Source organism: Marvinbryantia sp., assembly GCF_047017445.1.
Lineage (GTDB): Bacteria > Bacillota > Clostridia > Lachnospirales > Lachnospiraceae > Marvinbryantia.
This window is the reverse complement of sequence record NZ_JBKXTT010000013.1, coordinates 1-18,525: the sequence shown is the minus strand read 5'-3', so window position 1 is coordinate 18,525 and position 18,525 is coordinate 1. Positions and strand designations below refer to the sequence as shown.

General features: G+C 49.7%; 18 protein-coding genes and 3 tRNA genes. 6 read left to right on the top strand and 15 right to left on the bottom strand.

Features of this window, described 5'->3' with window-relative positions; genetic code table 11:
- Positions 1–5 precede the first annotated feature (5 nt).
- Positions 6–1,553: an efflux RND transporter periplasmic adaptor subunit gene (locus tag ACLU9Q_RS14295; protein ID WP_296835956.1), complete on the bottom strand. Its 1,548-nt coding sequence runs from the start codon at positions 1,551–1,553 to the stop codon at positions 6–8.
- 241 nt (positions 1,554–1,794) lie between these two features.
- Between ACLU9Q_RS14295 and ACLU9Q_RS14290 the strand changes: the two genes are divergently transcribed.
- A complete protein-coding gene (locus ACLU9Q_RS14290) occupies positions 1,795–2,796 on the top strand; it encodes an asparaginase (RefSeq protein ID WP_296835959.1) in 1,002 nt (333 codons plus the stop codon).
- A 30-nt stretch (positions 2,797–2,826) separates the two neighbouring features.
- On the opposite strand, the gene ACLU9Q_RS14285 is transcribed toward ACLU9Q_RS14290, so the two are convergent.
- The 4 genes from ACLU9Q_RS14285 to ACLU9Q_RS14270 all read right to left on the bottom strand — a co-directional run bounded on the left by ACLU9Q_RS14285 (position 2,827) and on the right by ACLU9Q_RS14270 (position 6,938).
- The gene (locus tag ACLU9Q_RS14285; protein WP_296835961.1) at positions 2,827–3,339 is read right to left on the bottom strand and encodes a GNAT family N-acetyltransferase; all 513 of its coding nucleotides are present in this window, start codon (positions 3,337–3,339) and stop codon (positions 2,827–2,829) included.
- A gap of 164 nt (positions 3,340–3,503) precedes the next feature.
- Positions 3,504–4,097: an ECF transporter S component gene (locus ACLU9Q_RS14280; protein ID WP_296835965.1), complete on the bottom strand. Its 594-nt coding sequence runs from the start codon at positions 4,095–4,097 to the stop codon at positions 3,504–3,506.
- 129 nt (positions 4,098–4,226) lie between these two features.
- Positions 4,227–5,459, bottom strand: coding sequence for a toxic anion resistance protein (locus tag ACLU9Q_RS14275; RefSeq protein ID WP_296835968.1), 1,233 nt, complete (start codon positions 5,457–5,459; stop codon positions 4,227–4,229).
- 39 nt (positions 5,460–5,498) lie between these two features.
- On the bottom strand, positions 5,499–6,938 hold the full coding sequence (locus ACLU9Q_RS14270) for a 5-bromo-4-chloroindolyl phosphate hydrolysis family protein (RefSeq protein ID WP_296835970.1): 1,440 nt from the start codon (positions 6,936–6,938) through the stop codon (positions 5,499–5,501).
- Between the two features lie 191 nt (positions 6,939–7,129).
- Here ACLU9Q_RS14270 and trhA point away from each other — a divergent pair, with 191 nt between their 5' ends.
- Both trhA and ACLU9Q_RS14260 read left to right on the top strand, forming a co-directional pair.
- Complete coding sequence (trhA, locus tag ACLU9Q_RS14265; protein WP_296835973.1) at positions 7,130–7,810, top strand: PAQR family membrane homeostasis protein TrhA; 681 nt, start codon at positions 7,130–7,132, stop codon at positions 7,808–7,810.
- Positions 7,811–7,985: 175 nt separating this feature from the next.
- Entirely contained in the window at positions 7,986–8,231 is a 246-nt protein-coding gene (locus tag ACLU9Q_RS14260) for a GIY-YIG nuclease family protein (protein ID WP_296835977.1), read from the top strand.
- A gap of 10 nt (positions 8,232–8,241) precedes the next feature.
- On the opposite strand, the gene ACLU9Q_RS14255 is transcribed toward ACLU9Q_RS14260, so the two are convergent.
- The 5 genes from ACLU9Q_RS14255 to ACLU9Q_RS14235 form a co-directional block, all read right to left on the bottom strand.
- Complete coding sequence (locus ACLU9Q_RS14255; RefSeq protein WP_296835980.1) at positions 8,242–9,126, bottom strand: DegV family protein; 885 nt, start codon at positions 9,124–9,126, stop codon at positions 8,242–8,244.
- A 6-nt stretch (positions 9,127–9,132) separates the two neighbouring features.
- Entirely contained in the window at positions 9,133–10,173 is a 1,041-nt protein-coding gene (gene hydE, locus ACLU9Q_RS14250) for a [FeFe] hydrogenase H-cluster radical SAM maturase HydE (protein WP_296835982.1), read from the bottom strand.
- A gap of 12 nt (positions 10,174–10,185) precedes the next feature.
- A complete protein-coding gene (locus ACLU9Q_RS14245) occupies positions 10,186–10,692 on the bottom strand; it encodes a flavin reductase family protein (protein ID WP_296835985.1) in 507 nt (168 codons plus the stop codon).
- 99 nt (positions 10,693–10,791) lie between these two features.
- Positions 10,792–11,523 carry a hypothetical protein gene (locus ACLU9Q_RS14240; RefSeq protein ID WP_296835987.1) on the bottom strand — a complete coding sequence of 244 codons (732 nt, stop codon included), beginning with the start codon at positions 11,521–11,523 and terminating at the stop codon, positions 10,792–10,794.
- Complete coding sequence (locus ACLU9Q_RS14235; protein ID WP_296835990.1) at positions 11,510–12,916, bottom strand: AAA family ATPase; 1,407 nt, start codon at positions 12,914–12,916, stop codon at positions 11,510–11,512. Before ACLU9Q_RS14235 ends, ACLU9Q_RS14240 begins: the two co-directional genes overlap by 14 nt.
- Positions 12,917–13,115: 199 nt before the next feature.
- Between ACLU9Q_RS14235 and ACLU9Q_RS14230 the strand changes: the two genes are divergently transcribed.
- Entirely contained in the window at positions 13,116–13,376 is a 261-nt protein-coding gene (locus ACLU9Q_RS14230; RefSeq protein ID WP_296836002.1) for a helix-turn-helix domain-containing protein, read from the top strand.
- Between the two features lie 53 nt (positions 13,377–13,429).
- On the opposite strand, the gene ACLU9Q_RS14225 is transcribed toward ACLU9Q_RS14230, so the two are convergent.
- Positions 13,430–14,830, bottom strand: a complete 1,401-nt coding sequence (locus ACLU9Q_RS14225) for an MATE family efflux transporter (RefSeq protein WP_298515634.1) — start codon at positions 14,828–14,830, stop codon at positions 13,430–13,432.
- A gap of 95 nt (positions 14,831–14,925) precedes the next feature.
- Positions 14,926–15,939: an NAD-dependent epimerase/dehydratase family protein gene (locus tag ACLU9Q_RS14220; protein WP_298515631.1), complete on the bottom strand. Its 1,014-nt coding sequence runs from the start codon at positions 15,937–15,939 to the stop codon at positions 14,926–14,928.
- Between the two features lie 188 nt (positions 15,940–16,127).
- On the opposite strand from ACLU9Q_RS14220, the gene ACLU9Q_RS14215 reads away from it, so the two are divergent.
- A complete protein-coding gene (locus ACLU9Q_RS14215; protein ID WP_298515628.1) occupies positions 16,128–16,808 on the top strand; it encodes a response regulator transcription factor in 681 nt (226 codons plus the stop codon).
- A gap of 1 nt (position 16,809) precedes the next feature.
- Entirely contained in the window at positions 16,810–17,895 is a 1,086-nt protein-coding gene (locus ACLU9Q_RS14210; protein WP_298515625.1) for a sensor histidine kinase, read from the top strand.
- An 82-nt stretch (positions 17,896–17,977) separates the two neighbouring features.
- Here the strand turns inward: ACLU9Q_RS14210 and ACLU9Q_RS14205 are convergent.
- The 3 genes from ACLU9Q_RS14205 to ACLU9Q_RS14195 all read right to left on the bottom strand — a co-directional run bounded on the left by ACLU9Q_RS14205 (position 17,978) and on the right by ACLU9Q_RS14195 (position 18,369).
- A tRNA-Cys gene (locus ACLU9Q_RS14205) sits at positions 17,978–18,049 on the bottom strand.
- A gap of 107 nt (positions 18,050–18,156) precedes the next feature.
- Positions 18,157–18,228, bottom strand: a tRNA-Glu gene (locus ACLU9Q_RS14200).
- Between the two features lie 69 nt (positions 18,229–18,297).
- Positions 18,298–18,369 (bottom strand) — tRNA-Asn (locus ACLU9Q_RS14195).
- Positions 18,370–18,525 lie beyond the last annotated feature (156 nt).

Below are 18,525 nucleotides of genomic sequence, written 5' to 3'. Positions count from 1 at the left end.
CTCTCCTATTGCCCGTTTTGCATGCCCATCATGCCGCCGTTCATTCGCTGCTGCATTATAAACGACATCGTCCCTTCGCTCTCTTTTCCGGCAACAAGCACCTGCTCGCCCTGTGTCAGTCCGTCAAGCACCTCCGCATATTCATTATTCATCAGCCCAAGCTCCACCTCGCGCCTCTCTGTGCCGGAGCCTGTGAGCACCTGGACATAATCTGTGCCATCCGTCGTCTCCACCGCATCGACCGGCACCAGCAGTACGTTATCCTTCGCATCCATCACGATCTTTGCGGTCGCGCTCATCGCATCCTTCAGGTGCTGGTTTCCGTCCATGGAAATCGTCACCGTATAGGTAGTCACGCCGCCGCTGTTCGTTCCGACACCGGAAATCTTTTCAACAACGCCCTCGTACTCCTCGTCCTCGAAAGCGTCAAACGTAACCGTCGCCGTCTGCCCCGGCTGCACGCCGTCGATATCCAGCTCATCGATCTCCACCTTTAAATGCAGGCTCTGCGTATCCGCGATCGTGCAGAACTGCTGGCCTTTTTCATAGGGCATCCCTTCCAGCACATCGAGCGACGCTATGTAACCGTCATATTCCGATACCACCACCGGATTCTTCTGGTACGCCTTCAGATCATGCAGCTCCTCCACCAGCTCTTCGCGATCAGAGAGCAAATCCAGATAGGCGTCGTTGTACTGCACGTCCGTCAGCTCAAACATGGTATCGCCCGCAGATACAAGCGTTTCTTTTGTGACATTCACCTCGTCAATAGTCCCGTAATCGAAGGTCACAAGATACGGATGGTTGCTCTGCAGCTTTCCGGAGCCGAGCCGCGTTCCCGACCGCCCGTAAACGACGGCTTCCGTATCCACTTTATATTCCGTGTCGTCAGCGATCGTCACACATACTTTGCCGTCGCCGCTGCTCACAACGGTGCCGCTCACAGACCACGAATCAAACTCTACCGTTACCGGATCGCCCTCGGATACATTGCCCTCCGCGCAGTCAAATTCCACCTTCAGCTTTGCGTCCGCGGAAATTTCCGCAACACCGCCGTAATTTTCCATCACCTGCGATACCAGATCGCCCTCAGATGCGTAGATTCGCTTTACCCTTCCGCCGACCGGCGCGGAAATAACAGATGTTCCCGTATCATCCAGCTCTGCAATTGAGCTGTTAATCTGCGCAAGCTCGCTTTCCTTTGTCTCTATGACGCTATCCAGCGCATCCCGGTCATATAGCGCCAGCGTCTGTCCGACTGTCACCTCATCTCCCTTTTCCACGTAAATCGTCTCCAGCTTCCCATCATATTCCAACGCCAGCGCCCGCGTCGACGCCGCCTCCACATAACCGCTTCCCTCTGTCGTCACGGAAATAGAACCGGTCGATACCGTCGCCTCGCTCTGCCCTGCGGCGCTCTGTTCGCTTCTTCCCCGAAAGCTTCCCAACATAAAAAGAAAAGCCGCCAGAAGAACCAGGAGCACAACCAGCACAATCAGCCACCTCTTTTTCCCTTTCTTCCCTTTTTTCTGCTTTTTTGTCTGTTCACTCATCGTCCTTTACCTCCAGGCTGTTTATAATTTTCTTATCCCCGTAAGTATACGCATAGAAAATAAACTGAACGTCAACTGTCCCTGGAAATAAATATAAAAAAAGCGTAAATTACTTTCCCGCGCCGGAGTACATAACCGCACAATATTGACTCCCCGGCACTTTTACGGTAAGATGTATCTACGTATAGAAAAAAGAAAACGCTGAAATACTACTTTTACAGCAAACCCAAAGGAGTTTCCCATGAAAAAACTGCTTTTGATCGCCACCGGCGGAACCATCGCCTCCAAATATACCGAGAGCGGGCTGTCTCCGCAGATTTCTGCCAGTGAGCTGCTCTCCTATGTTCCTTCCGTGACCGAATTCTGCGAGATCGATGCGATACAGCCGTTCAGCCTGGACAGCACAAATGTCTGCGCCGCCCAATGGCTGGAGCTTGCCGCGCTGATTGAAGAAAAATACGATTTCTATGATGGTTTTGTAATCTGCCACGGCACCGACACCATGGCGTATACCGCGGCGGCACTGTCTTATCTGATCCAGAATAATTTAAAGCCGGTCGTCATCACCGGCTCGCAGAAGCCGATCGACCTTGCGATCACGGACGCACGCGCAAATCTGACGGACAGCCTGCGCTTTGCCGCAGACGACCGCGCTCATGGCGTCAATATCGTTTTCGGCGGCAATGTGATCGCCGGAACGCGTGCAAAAAAAGAACGCTCAAAAAGCTACAACGCCTTTTCGAGTATCAACTACCCGCCGATCGCCGTCATCCAGGAAAACCGCATCATTTTCTACATCGACGACAAGGACCGCATCGCCAGAGAGCCTGTTTTTTATCGCTCTTTAAATGACAATGTATTTCTTTTAAAGCTGATCCCCGGCTGCAGCGGTCAGATCCTGGAAACCCTGTTCGACCGCTTTGACGCCGTGATCATCGAATCCTTCGGCGTGGGCGGTCTTCCCAACTATGGGAACGACAGCTTTTACCACGCGATCCGCCGCCTCGTGTCCTCCGGAAAAATCGTCGTGATGGCAACCCAGGTCACACACGAGGGAAGCGATATGTCTGTCTACCAGGTGGGCAAGGTGATGAAGGACGCATTTGCTCTGCCCGAGTCCTATGACATGACACTGGAGGCGACCGTCGCCAAGACCATGTGGGCGCTTGCGCAGAGTACGGATGCAGAAGCCTTCAAAAAGCTTTTCTACCAGACTGTAAACCATGACCTGTTGTTTTGCTGAAAGGCATTGTGCTGCAGGCATCCGTATCCTTTACAGTGTGAGCGTCATCTCATGCCACTGCTCGCCGCCCCATGCAGAGTTTGCGATTCCCTTATCGAGGTAGCCCATTTTTTTATACATCGGAAGCTTATCCGGCAGGCAGGTCAGTATCAGCATCTGTCTGCCGTTTTCACGCTCCCTGCTGGCATACTGACGCATGATCTCGCGCGCAAGCCCCTGCCTGCGGTACTCCGGGCGCACATCCAGTCCAAGAAGCATCACTATTTTTCCATCCGGATCATGCAAATCTGCATCTGTAAAAAATTCATCCCGGAAAGCGGCCTCATTTGTGGCAAGTCCGTTCAGAAACCCGGCGATCCTGCCGTTTTCCTTATCCACCGCCACCAGACACAGCTCCGGCGCCTTTGCAATGCGCTCCAGCATCATCCTGCGCGAACACGCCTCATTTGGCGGGAAGCAAATGTACTCGATCTCTGACGCTTCCTCTGCCTCCTCCTGGCGGATACTGCGAAACTCATATCTTTCATTCAATTTCAATTCCATTTTCATTCTCCATTCATTCCATATTTTATTTATTGTTCTTCTTTGTTCTAACAAAAATGCAGAATCCCTGTGAAATTCACAAGGTTCTGCATTCTTTTTCAAGTCAGATCCCCGCAGCAGGCACATTTGCCTGGCTCGTTGCCCTCGGGAATCCTATTGCCCGTTTACTCCGTCTGCACCAGCAGCCCTGCTTTCGCCAGCGCCGGTCGCAGCACATTATAGATGACCGCAACCAGGATCACGGACACTACCGCGTTTACAAAGGTGGTCATGGTGCTCCATTTTGCCAGCACGGATGCCATTTCCTGCGGCTGTCCGAGAACGATCTGCTTGTAGAAATAGCCTACCAGCGGATCGAAAATGACGTTAAAGCCAAGCCCGCAGATGGAGGCGATCACGCTCCATTTGAAGATATATTTCTGATCGGTGCTCTGTCCGATTTTTGCGATCTTATGTGCGACCAGACCGGTGATCAGACCGATGCAGAGCTTCAGCACAAAGGTTTTCGGCGCGCTCACAATGTAGACCGGATCCAGAATATCCGCGATCGTCATGCCGACCGCGCCAGCCAGACCGCCGTAACCGCCGCCAAGCAGCAGCGCTGCCAGCACACAGAACGCGTTTCCGATATGCAGAGAAGTGGCGTCGCCGCCCGGCATCGGAATTTTAATCTGCAAAAATGTAAAGGTTACAAAGCACAGCGCTGCCAGAAGCGCCGTCTGCGCCCATTTTAATACGGTTTCATTTCTATTTTCCATACTCCTCACTCCTTCATCTTCATTCGCGGGAAAGCTTTTCCAGTTCTTATGATCATGGAGCTATCTTACCACCCATCCGGATGTATGGAAATATCCAATTTAATACTTTTCGACCAGTCCAGTTCGATTTTATTTGCGGATCTCCAGAAGCTTTGCCTTCAGCTCGTTCTCCATGCGAAGCATCTCCGCCTCCGCCGCCTGGCGTTTCTGGCGTCCCTCCGCCTGAATCTGCAGCACCTCGTCGAAGGTCTGCACAAGCTTTGCATTCGTCTGTGTGAGCGTTTCGATATCTACGATACCCCGCTCGCTTTCCTTCGCCGTCGCCACCGTCGCCGTGTGCAGGGCTTCCGCATTGCGCTTCAGCAGCTCGTTTGTCATCTCGGAAACTGCATTCTGCGCCTTCGCCGCCTCGGAAGCATGCTCCAGCCCAAGTGCGATCACCATCTGATTTTTCCAGAGCGGTATAGTATTCACCAGTGTAGACTGGATTTTCTCGATCATCATGGTGTTGTTGTTCTGGATCAGCCGCAGCTGCGGCGCCGTCTGCAGGGAAACCATACGGCTCAGCTCCAGATCATGCAGCTTTTTCTCGAAACGGTCACAGTAGGAAGCCAGATCCTTCGCCGCCTGCGTATCCTCCGGCAGGCTACTCCTCTTCGCCTTCTCCGTCAGCTCCACAAGCTCCGTGCTGCGCACCTGCTCCAGCTTCTTTTTACCTGCAGCGATATACATGGAAAGCTCTTTAAAATAAGATGTATTCAGCTCGTACATCTGGTCGAGTGTCGCCGTGTCCTTTAAAAGACGCACCTGGTGCTCCTCCAGCGCATCGCAGATTTTCTCCACGTTGACTTCCGTCTTGTCAAACTTCGCCTTCATCGTCTCCAGCTTATTCTCATTCTTTTTCAAAAATCCAAAGAACCCTTTCGGCTGCTCGTCCGCATTAAAGTTTTTCAGCTCCGTTACTACGCTCGCCAGCATGTCGCCGACCTCTCCGAGATCCTGCGTCTTTACATTTTCCAGCGCTTTTTCAGAAAAATCGGCGAGCTTCTGCTGCGCCGCCGCTCCGTACTGCAGGATCACATTGCTGTTCTGTATATCAATTTTTTCCGCAAACGCGGCAATCTGCGCCTGCTCCGCCTCGCTGAACATGCTCTCATCCACCGCGTTCTCTTCCTTTTTCTCCGCCGGAACCTGCGGCTTTTCCTGCATCTGCAGAATCGGCGTCTCTGCCGCCGTCTTTACCTCCGCGGTCACCGCCTGCGCCGTCTGGCTCACCGCATCCGCCGTCTTCTCCGCCTCCGCAAATGGATCAAGCGTGAGTGTCGGTGCCTCTCCGGCAAGTTTTGCAAATTCGTCATTCATGTTTTTATTCTCCTTCATATAATATAATTTTCTCTCCTGTTAAAGCTTTTCTCCGGTAAGTCCCTCCTGTGCCAGCAAAGTATTCAGCACGGAAATATCCGACTTGATATCCATCGAGGTATCCTGATAGAGATTGTCAAACAGCCTTGCAAACGCCTGATTAAGCGTATCCAGCGTATCTTCGATCTCCTTTTTCGACTTGAAAATATTCGGTCCCTGCACCGGCTGATCGTTCAGCTTCTGATACGATTCCAGCAGCTTGATGGTCGTCGGCAGATAATATTTCATCAGCTTTTTCGTCTCCGGCGCGCTCTCCGGGTGCTGCTCCACATACTCAAAGATTTTTGTGATCACCGTCTCCAGCCCGTCGAGCTTCTGTGATACGATCTCGTCCTTAATCGCCTCGTTGATTTCATGAATGCGGTTGATGTAAGCCTGTCCCTCCGCTATCATTTTCTTTACGTCGTCCGACAGCGCTTCATTGTTCTTATACGCCTCTTTCGCCTTCGCCTGCGCGATAGACTCCGTCCTGCGCTGCTCCATCTTCTGCTGCGTATCCAGATACGCCTCGTAGCCCTGATCCGTCACAAAAAGATTTTTCCCGCCCAGGTCCAGATGTCCCTGGCGGAACATGCCGTCCTCGATCATTTTGCGGACATCTTTTTGCACCGCATTTTCACCTTTTCCAACGCTTGCCGCCAGTTCTTTGATGCTGATGCAGGTACGCGTGCCAAGCGCGCGCACATAGTTTTTAAAGCGCCGGATTTTCCCGAGCATGGACGTACCCTTCCAGACCCCAACAATACTCAGAAGCAAAAACGGGAGCTGCACCACCAATGGAATGGTTGCGTTAAAATCCAGCGCAACAGACACGATCCACGGGACAAGCATTCCAATACCGAAGCCAAAGCAGCCGATGCCGCCCAGAACTGTGAGCGTATAGCCTGCTATCCTCGTCGCGCCGCCGTTTGAATACAGCTCGTTGTCCGGCAGGTCCTTTGTACGCATATACGTTACCGCTTTTTTTTCATACTGTCTGCCGCTGCGCCACGGATTCTGCGGGCTGCTCTTTGTTCTCCCCGCCATCTTATCGGCTGCGCGGTTAAGCGAATCGCCAAGACTGCTCATGCCGCGGCTGAGACTGTCCGCCGCACTGTTCATTCCGCGTCCAACTCCGTCCGCCGCACTGTTCATTCCGCGGCTGAATCCGTCTGCCGCACTGTTCATTCCACGGCTGAATCCGTCTGCCGCACTGTTCATTCCACGGCTGAACCCATCCGCCGCGCTGTTCATTCTGCGGCCAAATCCGTCTGCCGCTCCGTTCATTCCCTCTGCGACGCCCTCCGCCACGCTGTTGACCGCTGACGTCACCGCTTTTTCTATTGTCTGGCTCAGTTTACTGTAATCACCGGAGTCAATTGCCTGCTGCACCATATCGCTGATATTATTTCCGATATTTGACCAGTCCTGGTTTCCCATGCCTGCCTTCTCCTTCACAAATTTTTATATGTTTTCATCATACCGCAAAAACGGAGGCTTGTACATAAGAAAAGTTCATTAAATTTCTTAATATCCCTTGCAATCTTCTTTTTCACGTGCTATGATCTCTATATCGCAAGACGTAGTTTTTAAAACTACGTGCAATAGTTTCCTATAAAGGAGGTATTTTTATGACTAACCAGACACAACAGCATCGCCACCTGAAGGATCCCGGAAGCGCTATCACGCATTTTATCGGTATGCTGATGGCGATCTTCGCTGCGACGCCGCTGCTCATCCGTGCGTACAGCCACCGGGAGCCCGTTTACGTTATCTCCATGGCAGTTTTCATCGTGAGCATGATTCTGCTCTACGCCGCAAGCACGGTCTATCATTCCTTCGATATCTCGGAGCGCACGAACCGCATTCTGCGCAAGATCGACCATATGATGATCTTTGTACTGATCGCCGGAAGCTACACTCCGGTGTGTCTGCTCGTGCTCAGGGGCAAAACCGGCACGATGCTCTGCGCGCTCGTCTGGACGATCGCGATTATCGGCATTCTTGTAAAAGCCTTCTGGATCACCTGCCCGAAATGGTTTTCCTCTGTGCTTTACATCGGGATGGGCTGGCTGTGTGTGCTCACTTTCACGCAGCTCATTAATTCGCTCTCTCCTGCGGCATTTGGCTGGCTGCTCGCAGGCGGCATCATTTACACCATCGGCGGCATTATCTATGCGCTGAAGCTGCCGCTGTTCAACGCGCGCCACAAAAATTTCGGCTCCCATGAGATCTTCCATCTGTTTGTCATGGGCGGAAGCGCCTGCCATTTTATCGTGATGTACTTCTTCCTGGCAGCGCCTGCGTTTTAAAACCGCTTCATCGTAAAATCGAAATGTCAGGACCGTTTTATAAAATCTGATTGCACAAAAAGCCCGGAGGCGCGTATACTGTAGGTATACACCTCCGGGTGTTTTTTATAAGGAAGGGCGCTGCCGCACGTTTTGCCGGTGCCCTTGCGTACATACCAATGGAGCCGGATGCAACATGAATTATACTTATATTATAAAATGCAGCGATAACACCCTTTATACCGGATGGACTACCGATCTTAAAAAGCGCCTTCTCGCCCACAACCAGGGAAAAGGCGCCAAATACACACGCAGCCGCACGCCGGTAACACTCGTGTATTTTGAAGAATTTGCAGATAAGCAGGCGGCGATGCGCCGTGAATATGCGATCAAGCAGCTCTCCAGAAAGGAAAAGGAGCGGCTGATCGCAGGAAAGAGATGAGTGTATTCCACTATAAATACTCCTCAAATCTCTCATCAATCGCATTTTCAAACACGATCCCAAGGATCCCCGGGCCGGTATGCGCTCCGATCGCGCAGCCGACCTGCGTTTTTAAGATTTCTTTTACGTGGAATTCTTCTCGCAGCGCGCGCTCCGCATCCTCGCAGATGGACTCATCCGCGCCGTAGCAGATTCCCACCGTCTGGCGCGAAAGCTCTGCGCCCTTTTCTTTTACCAGCTCCAGGCAGCGCTTTACCGCCTTTTTCATGCCGCGCACCTTCTCGCTTGCCACCAGCGCGCCCTTCTCGTCCACAATGATGATGGGCTTGATGTCAAGCACGCTCCCGATTGCCGCCGAAGAACGGCTCAGCCTGCCGCCGCGCGCCAGGTATTCCAGCGTTGTCACCGTTACGACGTGCTCCATATGCTCACAGTAAAACTTGGCCGCCTCGATGAGAAGCTCCCTGGGCGCTCCGTTTTTCTGCATTTTCAGCAGCTTATACACCACAAGTCCGAATCCGATGGACGCACATTTGGAATCGATGATCGTTATCTTAAAGTCCGGATATCTTTCCAGAATCTCGTCCTTCGCCAGATTCGCTGCCTGGAATGTCCCGGCGATCCCAGTGGAAAAACAGATGTACAGCACCTCGTCTCCCCGCTTTGCAAACGGCTCAAAATGCTGTTCAAACATATACTGGCTGATATGATAGGTCTTTATCTCAGATTTATTCTCCTTCTGAATCCGGTAAAACTCCTCCGGAAAAATCGTATCTCCGTCAAAATAGTCCTTTTCATCAATCGTAACCGGAGTCGGAATCACATGCAGCCCGTATTCCTTAATTACAGACTGCGGAATATCCGACGCCGAATCCGTAATAATGCAAAATGCCATATATCCTTATCCTTCCCGCCTGCTTTTGCAGGCAACATCTCCGCGTGCCGTCACAATGCGGTATCCGGCAGACGCAACGCGCCTCTCCAGACAGCCGCGGCACTCAGCGGACTCTTCCCCTGTGCAGATTTTGTTGTCATATAATTCATAGAGTTTGCGCACCTTCACCGGCGACAGATTTGGCATCACCACATTTGCCCCCGCTTTCAGCCCCAGTTCCCGTCCCTGCGGATGGATCGTGCCAAGCGCCGTGGTCGCCGGGATCAGCGCATAGGGAAACATCAGCCGCAGAATCGCCACCATCCGAAGACTCAGCGCAAGCGTACCGCCCGCGCACGTTGCAAACGGTGTCTGATGATGCGGGATAAACGGACCGATACCGATCATTGCCGGCATCAGCTCCTGCAGGAAGCGCAGATCCGCGATCAGATTTTCTGTCGTCTGATACGGAGAGCCTACCATAAACCCGGAGCCGACCTGATAGCCGATTTTTTTCAGGTCCCACAGACATTGTTTGCGCACAGACAACTTCTGTGCGGACGGATGCAGCTTCTGATAATGCTCCTCGTCCGCTGTCTCATGGCGCAGAAGGTAGCGGTCGGCGCCCGCCTCAAAGAAAGCAAGATAGCTTTCACGGTTTTTTTCTCCCAGCGACAGCGTAATCGCGCAGTCCGGATAATTTTCGCGGATAGCGCTCACGATATCACAGACGATTTTATCCGTATAGAAGCCGTCCTCCCCGCCCTGCAGCACAAAGGTGCGAAAGCCGAGCGCATACCCTTCCCGGCAGCACTCCAGAATATCCTCTTTATTCAGCCGGTAGCGCACCGCCTGCGCATTGCTCCTGCGGATGCCGCAGTAATAGCAGTCATTTTTACAATAGTTCGTCAGTTCGATCAGCCCGCGGATATACACGTCCGTGCCGTAATATTCCCGCCTCACTTCATCTGCATGGTGAAACAGCCCTTCGTCATAATCTGCGCACTCTATCAATTTTCTCAGTGCTGCATCCGGCAGGTTCCGGTCACGGCGCAGCTCTTCTATCATAGCAGACACAGCCTACTCCTTTACCAGAACCTTCAATATCTCTGCAATATACATGGTATGATAGTCCCTCTGTGGATACCACCTGTCGTCGATCTCTGCTTCGATGAATTTTTCCGGCTTAATCTCGTCGTGATACATTTTTTTGCAGACCATGATCATGTCCGCCTCCGCAAATGCCGGTACGCCGTCCACAAAATACGGCGTCAGCCCCGCCTGGCTGATTTTATCCGTATCCTTTCCGGAAACCGTTCCGCAGAGGTTCAATGCTTTGCGATATTTTTCGTCGTAAAAGGAAATCGTAAATGCCTCCTCACGGTCCACAAATTCCTTCGTATAGCGCTGCGGACGAATGTATGCAGTCACTGCATTTTTGCCCCACATCACGCCGACGCCGCCCCAGCTTGCCGTCATCGTATTACACTTTTCTTCATTTCCCGCGGTGATAAGCATCCATTCTTTTCCGATCTTTGTAAACGGATTGAAGGAAAGCTCTTCTATCTTCACTTCTTTAAATGCCACTCTTATATCCTCCTGTCCTTCTTATTTCTGTCCACTGCTCTATCATACCACTATCCGGCAGGTATCTGCAAGCCAAAAACACAACTCATATTTTTTCCATCATACCATATCCAAAGACATTTTAATGCTGGCTGCATATTCTGTCTCCGATATTTTTCCTAAAAGAAAAATCCGCAGGTCATACGTTTTCTCCCCGATGTTTACTTTTTTCTCTGCAAAATTTCTCAGACGAACGTTTTCATTCCGGTATGCCATAAGATTCTTTTTCAGTTTTAATTCTATCAGCTTCGGAATAGAAGAATCCGTATGCTCAAAAAGTAATTCCAATAAATCTGCTGCCCTGATGAATTTGCTGCTCTCAAAATTCCCGGTAACAAGCCCTAATATCTCACGTTCCTCAAATCCCTCATCCTTGTAATACAGCATAAACGATTCTTTATGTAATATTTCATCATGAAGCTGTTTTGTAAAATCCCGCACCTCTTTTATTGCATCTAACATTGCACCATCCTTCAGCAAATCATCGCTGAATGCGGATATATTACTTTTTACGTCAAATATCACCGTCAGGATTTTTTTACGCTCTTCGTCTATAGTACATGCCAGCACATCTGCTGTCTTACAATCCTGTTTTCCTGCAATCGGATTTCTGAATTCCTGCGCAAAGATGCCGTACTGTCCTTTTTCCAGATAATATTCTATCTTTACTTTCTCGCTTTTATCTGCATGTCGTTCTGTAAAACAAACTTCGTCTGATGCTTCTATCTGATACAAAACATTTCTTAAAAAAGCTTCCTGCCCTGTGTATTTTTTAAAACTAGGTCTTATCATCTTTTTGCACTTCCCCCAGCTTCAGCGCTTCCTCATATAACTGCATCGCAGATTCCGTAAATAAATCAAACTGAAATCCTGTCTGACTATCTCCGATTATTTCTTTTACAACGCTTTTTCCATTGCTCTGACTTACAAATTCATATACATGCAGCTTCTCCGGGTCAATAAGTTCCTCCTGTTCCAACCGAAGCTTTCTTATACTGTTTGTCCTGCCGTTGTCCTTAACCATCCGCGAAAGAATATACAGATTATTCACTTTTGATACAAACGTATCGCTATGAGTACTCAGAATTAATTTCATTCCTTTATTGCTAAGTCTGTTTAAGAAACGCGCCAGCTCCATCTGTTTTTCCGGATGAAGACTCGCTTCGACTTCATCTATAATAAGGCATTCATATTCTTCAGAACCCGTCAATACAAGCTCCAGGGGAGCAATCTCATTAATCATGGAGGATGCCAGATACATAGGAATGTCCTCTGTATCCTTTCCGGAGCTATAGGAAAGCAGTCCATTCTGATTGACCTGGATTTTCCCCTCAATCAGCTTCTCTTCAAAAAAAGACAATTCCGTGTGATATTTTTCTATCCTTCTGCTGTCTTCCCGATAAGTCTGTAAAAAACGCAGAAACTTATACATTGGTTGAGTCAGGCCACGGTAATCCGGTTTATTTTCAATCACTTTACTGTCTTCAATTCTATAAGAAACGGCACTATCTGCTTTATTGGCAAAATATTCACGATATAACAGCATTAATCCGGCGCGTGATGCCGGCAGAAACAGGCTGTATATATCTATAATACGACTCAGGGTCTGTTTTACCAGTTCTCCCTTCGACTCCGAAAAAGAAACCGTCAATGATAGCATTTCGCTTCTTTTATTCATAAGAACTCTTTTGATAAGAATACTCATCTCTGCCCGCTCCGGCAGCTTTTCCAGAAATTCCGGAACTGACTTCGTCATTCCTTTTAAAAATTCAATCATTTTTTCTCTTGCGTCTGCATCATTACCCGGTACTAAAATTTCGTAAACCGTATCTTCTTCCATAAAGATATCAACATACAATCTTTCAATCGGAATATCCCTTCCGAATATTTCTTTGACAATATGCTCTTTTTCCGCTTCCAGTTTTTTGTTCATATATTCCGTAAATTGCGAAATATTGTCAGAGGACAATTCAAACTTCTGCATTTCTGCTGACTCCGTGGAACGCAAAACGTCCATAACGTCCTCATCCAGGAGATTCACAAATTTTTCGTTTATTCCCTGCACAAGCTGCATTAAAAATGTTTTTCCGCTATTATTCGGTCCTACCAGAAGCGTATAGCTGCTGATATTAATTTTAGCACTTTCAATTTTCGCAAAATTTTCTACGCCCAACCAAATCTGCATATATCTTCTCTCCCTGGCTGCATTTCATATATCTTCTTGTATTATATCCTATTTTCCCTGATTTGTATTGTCTATCTTTCCTTTTATATTATAATATTTTACCCCTTCGCTTTCAAGCTCTTTTTGTATTTATTTTGCACTTAATGTATATAATCAAGTTTTTAAAAGAACCTTCTCCCAGAATTTTTTTGCTTGCCACATTCCCCAGAGCGTCTCAGCAAGAGATATGAGTTTATCAATCGGACAGAATGAATCTTATATTAACAGAATAGAAAATAGAAAGATGATGCCCTCAATGACTGCTTTTTTTTACATCTGTGATTATTTCGGCATTACTCCGGGAGAATTTTTCCAGACAGAAGAAATCGCCAGTAAAGAAATACTGGACGCCGCAAAAAAACTGCAGAACATGGAAGAAGACAAAAAGAGACTAATCTTAGAGCTAATCGAGAAATTTTAAAAGAGCCACCGCCAGGGTGACTCTTTTTTAGCAGCAAAGCTGCGACATTCCTCTTACTCCGCAACGCGCGCTGCGCCCTGTCGGAGTATTTTATTGAATCGTGTCATAAATACTGTCGTTGTGACGGTCGCCGCCAGAATGTCACTGACCGGCTCTGCAAGAAAGACCGCAAATACCTTATCCTGCAACAGCATCGGCAGGATAAAGATAAGCGGGATCAGCAAAATGAGCTTTCGCAGGCAGGCAAGCAGCAGACTGATCTTTGCCTGTCCAAGCGCCATAAAGCTCTGCTGGCAGCACATCTGAAAGCCGTTGGAGAAAATCCCCGCCATGTAAATGCGCATCGCCCAGGTGGCATAGGAAACCAGCTCTGCATCCCCGGTAAATATTCCGGCAAAAATCTGCGGCGCCAGCATCAGCGCTGCCCAGAACAAAATCGTGAAGGTTATGCACACGCGAAACTGCAGATAGAATGCTTTTTTTACCCGCTCCGTCTTTCCGGCCCCGAAATTATAGCTGATGATCGGCTGTCCGCCCTGGCAGATGCCCTGCACCGGCATACTGACAAGCTGGCTCACACTGTTGATGATCGTCATCGCACCAACTGCCAGGTCGCCGCCGTAACGCGACAGGCTGGAGGTAAAGCTGATAGATAAAAGGCTCTCCGTGGACAACATGACAAAGGTAGACACGCCCAGCGCAAGACACGGGCCGATGATCCCCGGAATCAGCTTCAAATTGCGCTTTCTCAAATGAAGGGTGGTCTGACTGCCCGTCAGGAATCGCAGGATCCACACCGCGCCGACCGCCTGGCTGAGAACGGTGGCGAGGGCCGCCCCCTGCACGCCCATTCCAAAAACAAAAATAAAAATCGGATCCAGAATAATATTAATAACAGCGCCGATCACAGTTGTCATCATGCTGATCTTCGCAAAGCCCTGCGTAGTGATGAACGGGTTCATGCCCATCACGATCAGCACAAAAACACTGCCCAATATATAAATCCGCGCATAGGAAACGGCATACGGCAGGGTAACATCGCTGGCGCCGAAAAGGCGCAGCAGCCCCGGCGCGCCCACATAGAATACAGCTGTCAGGACCACGGCAATCGCAATCAGCAGCGCAAAGCAGTTGCCGACGATCTTTTCCGCCGTCTCGTTATCCTTTTGTCCCATAGCGATCGCAGCGCGCGGCGCACCGCCGGAGCCGCAGAGCATTGCAAAAGCGTTAATGAGCATCAGTATCGGCATAAACAGTCCGACCCCTGTGAGCGCAGACGCCCCGATCTCCGGGATATGCCCGATATAAATGCGGTCCACGATGTTATACAGCAGATTGATGATCTGCGCCACCACCGCCGGAACGGCAAGCTGTGCGAGCAGCTTCCCGATGCTGCCGCTGCCCATATCCTGGCTCTGGTTTTCTGTAGTTCCGCCCCTGGATTTCAGGTTCATAATAGCTTCATCTCTCTTTCTATACTGAAACTATTATAAACTTGTGCGGCTCCTTCGTCTACTGCAAAATTGCAGAAAAATATATTGCAAAATTTCTATGCGATTTTCCCGCTCTTACGCAGCCACTCCACCTCATCGTGGATGGTTTCCTGATAGGAACGCGTCGTATAGCCAAGCTCCTGCTGTGCCCGTGAGCAGTCGAAGGCATTGTTGCGCGCCAGATTGTAAACAGAAAAGGTTGTCATCAGCGGGCGCTTTCCGCTGCGCTTCGCCTTCTTCTCCAAAAGCCCCGCCATAAAATTTGCCGCACTGCATGGAAGAAAAAGCTTCATTTTTTTGCAGCCGCTCTCCTCAGATAAAATTCTGGCAAAATCCTTAAAGGTAACCTCCTCGTTGCCAAGAATGTAGCAGCTTCCTTTTCTGCCCTTGTCCGCCGCCAGAATGGTCCCGTGCGCAAGGTCACGCACATCGCAGAGATTAAAGGAACCGTCGATGCCCGCTGGCATTTCTCCGTTGATAATCTGGATCACGGTCTTTGTCGTCTCTCCGACAGCAAAATCCTCCGGTCCGAGAATGCCGCTCGGATGAACGACGCAGGCATTCAGCCCCTGTTTTTCCACAGCATCCAGCACCTTCTGCGTGGCGATCGCCTTCGACTGACTGTAACAGCCAAGCACCTTTTCCGGCTCAAAACGGCTCACCTCTTTAATCCGCAGCCCCTTCGGCAGCTCCGGGATCGCGCCGGTGCTGCTGCAGTACACCAGCTTTCTGCACTCCTTATGCTCCAGACAGAGATCAATGATATTCTGCGTGCCGCCCACATTGACATCCATTACCTTCTGACTGTAATCCGGGTTTACCGTAACAATGCTGGCAATGTGGAGCACGATCGTCTCCGTCCCCTCCGGCACCGTAAAAAACCGCTGAAGCGATTCCCTGTCGCACAGGTCGCCCTCCACGATTTCCGCCTCCACCGGGATGTACACCTTCGCCTTATCATTCGGCAGTACAAACGCCCGCACCCTGTCGCCGCGCGCGATCAGCTCCCTGCAGATGGTTCCGCCCAAAAATCCTGCTGCTCCGGTTACTAAATACATTTTCTCTTTCATTTTCATATACCTTCCTTTTCCTTATTTGCTCCCGGCCCCTGGCCGGTTTCTGCCTTTCTTTTCAACTGACAAACGCATTCTAAACCGGAAAGGTTAAACGAAAGTAAAAATAGCTGCTGTTTTTTAAAAAATATTGTATAATGAAATTAATAAGCTGCCCGATAACTGAATTTTGCAGGAGGTTTTCAATGCTCACCATCTTAATCGTGGAGGATGACGCCGCGGTCCGGCTTCTGACGAAGACCCGGCTTTCCTCAAAATATCATATATTAGAAGCGGAAAACGGCGCGAAAGGTCTGGACGTGCTGGATCACCACCACGTTGATCTGATCATCGCAGATATCATGATGCCGAAAATGGACGGCTACGAATTTGTGCGCGCGCCGCGCGAAAGCTCCATGGACATCCCGGTCATCATGCTCACCGCAATGAATACCTTTGCGCACAAAAAGGAAGGCTACGCCAGCGGCATCGACGATTACATGACGAAGCCGATCCAGTATGAGGAGCTGGAGTGGCACATTGAGGCGCTGCTTCGACGCGCACGGATCGCAAACGACAATAAAATCACCGTCGGCGCTCTGGTGGTCGACCGCGATTCCATGTCTGCCAAATACGAAGGGACGGACATCCCTCTCACGGCCAGGGAATTTGAGCTGCTCTATAAATTTCTCTCCTACCCGGATGTGGTCTTTACCAAGCAGCAGCTTATGGACGAACTGTGGGGCTACGACACCGAGACAGATTACAATACCATCAAAACCTATGTCAGCCGTCTGCGCAGCAAATTCAGTCACTGCCCGGAATTTGAGCTGGTCGCGCTCCGCGGGCTTGGCTACAAGGCAATCATTCACAGGGAGGAAAACTGATATGACAGCGATTTTTACACGCAAAACAACCGCTCCGGCAGCACAGCCGGACGGAGCATCCGGGCAGCCCTATAAAATAAAGCTTCTGCAGGCGCGGTGGATTTTTTATCTGTCCGCTGCGGTCGTGATCGGCAGCATTATGTCCTTCGGTCTGATCACCTTTTTATTTTTCGATCTGAACAGACAATCCTCGATCTTTATGCTCGGTATGATTCTTCCAATGACTTTTTTAGTCATAATATGTCTAAACTTTATTTTAAAGGCAATGGAAAAACGAATTTCCCGGCTGCTGTTCGCGATTAAAGAGGTTTCAAACGGCAATCTGGACGTGGTCATCGACACAAAAGGCGCTGAGGAATATAAAGAAATTTATGAGAGCTTCAACCTTATGGTGAAGGAGCTGCGTATTACAAAAGAAGAAATGCAGAGCTTTGTCAATGAGCTGGCGCATGAATTCAAAACGCCGATCACCTCCATCAGCGGCTTTGCCGACTACCTGTATCAGACCGGCGATACGATTGAGACAGCGGAGCGGATGCAGTTTTTGAAGCTGATCTCCGACCAGTCCCAGCGCCTTGCCAGCCTCTCCCAGAATACATTGCTGCTCTCTAAGCTGGAAGCGTGCCAGATCGTCACCGAAAAGGAAACCTTTGCGCTCGGCGAACAGATCAAGCAGTGTGTCATTCTTCTGCTGCGTCCGTTTGAGCAGAAGCACATCACCGTGGACATCCCGGAGGATTTCGACTTCGATTACTGCGGAAATAAAGAACTGATGGAGCAGATCTGGATCAATCTGCTGAATAATGCGCTGAAATTTACACCGGAGGGCGGCACCGTCACTGTCGGCTGTAAAAAAACCGCCTCCGCGCTGGAAATTTCCGTGGCAGACACGGGCGTTGGAATGGATGAAGAAACACAGGAAAAAATATTTGATAAATACTATCAGAACGACACCACCAGCCTCACAAAAGGAAACGGCATCGGTCTGTCTATCGTGCGCCGGATCGTGGAGCTCTGCTGCGGCAGCATCGCTGTGGAAAGCCAGCCCGGATACGGGAGTACCTTCACGGTAACACTGCCCTGTTAGATACTCTGTCAAGTATCATGCCGACAAACATATGGCTTCAAAAGATATACAAAAAGCACCGTACTTACGGTGCTTTTTTGAGAGGCGCAGACCGGATTTGAACCGGTGAGTCGAGGTGTTGCAGACCTATGCCTTACCACTTGGCTACTGCGCCATATTTTATTTTAGTATATGCAGCGACTGTCTTATTGATACGCATTCTTAAAACTGCCACCTTATATATTCTAACAAAACATTTTGATTTTGTCAATCGTTTTGTAATGACTCCAAGGGGATTTGAACCCCTGTTACCGCCGTGAAAGGGCGGTGTCTTAACCGCTTGACCATGGAGCCTTCTCTTCTTTTTAAAAAAGAAACACCTCATGACAGCTCCGCGCCTTACGGCTGACATTTGGTGTTTAACTCCCCGAGTTGGGCTCGAACCAACAACCCTTCGGTTAACAGCCGAATGCTCTACCATTGAGCTATCGAGGACCATCTTCTGATGATACTTCCCTTTCCTGGGCCATGTACCTTCAAAACCGCACAGGAACCACAATCCATATCTTTTACATTCCGTCTTTACCCGTAACCTTCCGCCTTTCGGCTTTTTGGTCAAGCTCTCGACCTATTAGTGACAGTCAGCTCCAT

What these genes read in the sequence shown, in the direction of transcription:
- ACLU9Q_RS14295 (WP_296835956.1), bottom strand. Translation starts at nt 1,553, where the DNA reads ATGAGTGAACAGACAAAAAAGCAGAAAAAAGGGAAGAAAGGGAAAAAG.
- ACLU9Q_RS14270 (WP_296835970.1), bottom strand. Translation starts at nt 6,938, where the DNA reads ATGGGAAACCAGGACTGGTCAAATATCGGAAATAATATCAGCGATATG.
- ACLU9Q_RS14260 (WP_296835977.1), top strand. Translation starts at nt 7,986, where the DNA reads ATGAATTATACTTATATTATAAAATGCAGCGATAACACCCTTTATACC.
- ACLU9Q_RS14220 (WP_298515631.1), bottom strand. Translation starts at nt 15,939, where the DNA reads ATGAAAGAGAAAATGTATTTAGTAACCGGAGCAGCAGGATTTTTGGGC.
- hydE (WP_296835982.1), bottom strand. Translation starts at nt 10,173, where the DNA reads ATGATAGAAGAGCTGCGCCGTGACCGGAACCTGCCGGATGCAGCACTG.
- ACLU9Q_RS14255 (WP_296835980.1), bottom strand. Translation starts at nt 9,126, where the DNA reads ATGGCATTTTGCATTATTACGGATTCGGCGTCGGATATTCCGCAGTCT.
- trhA (WP_296835973.1), top strand. Translation starts at nt 7,130, where the DNA reads ATGACTAACCAGACACAACAGCATCGCCACCTGAAGGATCCCGGAAGC.
- ACLU9Q_RS14225 (WP_298515634.1), bottom strand. Translation starts at nt 14,830, where the DNA reads ATGAACCTGAAATCCAGGGGCGGAACTACAGAAAACCAGAGCCAGGAT.
- ACLU9Q_RS14280 (WP_296835965.1), bottom strand. Translation starts at nt 4,097, where the DNA reads ATGGAAAATAGAAATGAAACCGTATTAAAATGGGCGCAGACGGCGCTT.
- ACLU9Q_RS14275 (WP_296835968.1), bottom strand. Translation starts at nt 5,459, where the DNA reads ATGAATGACGAATTTGCAAAACTTGCCGGAGAGGCACCGACACTCACG.
- ACLU9Q_RS14285 (WP_296835961.1), bottom strand. Translation starts at nt 3,339, where the DNA reads ATGGAATTGAAATTGAATGAAAGATATGAGTTTCGCAGTATCCGCCAG.
- ACLU9Q_RS14215 (WP_298515628.1), top strand. Translation starts at nt 16,128, where the DNA reads ATGCTCACCATCTTAATCGTGGAGGATGACGCCGCGGTCCGGCTTCTG.
- ACLU9Q_RS14240 (WP_296835987.1), bottom strand. Translation starts at nt 11,523, where the DNA reads ATGATAAGACCTAGTTTTAAAAAATACACAGGGCAGGAAGCTTTTTTA.
- ACLU9Q_RS14290 (WP_296835959.1), top strand. Translation starts at nt 1,795, where the DNA reads ATGAAAAAACTGCTTTTGATCGCCACCGGCGGAACCATCGCCTCCAAA.
- ACLU9Q_RS14210 (WP_298515625.1), top strand. Translation starts at nt 16,810, where the DNA reads ATGACAGCGATTTTTACACGCAAAACAACCGCTCCGGCAGCACAGCCG.
- ACLU9Q_RS14235 (WP_296835990.1), bottom strand. Translation starts at nt 12,916, where the DNA reads ATGCAGATTTGGTTGGGCGTAGAAAATTTTGCGAAAATTGAAAGTGCT.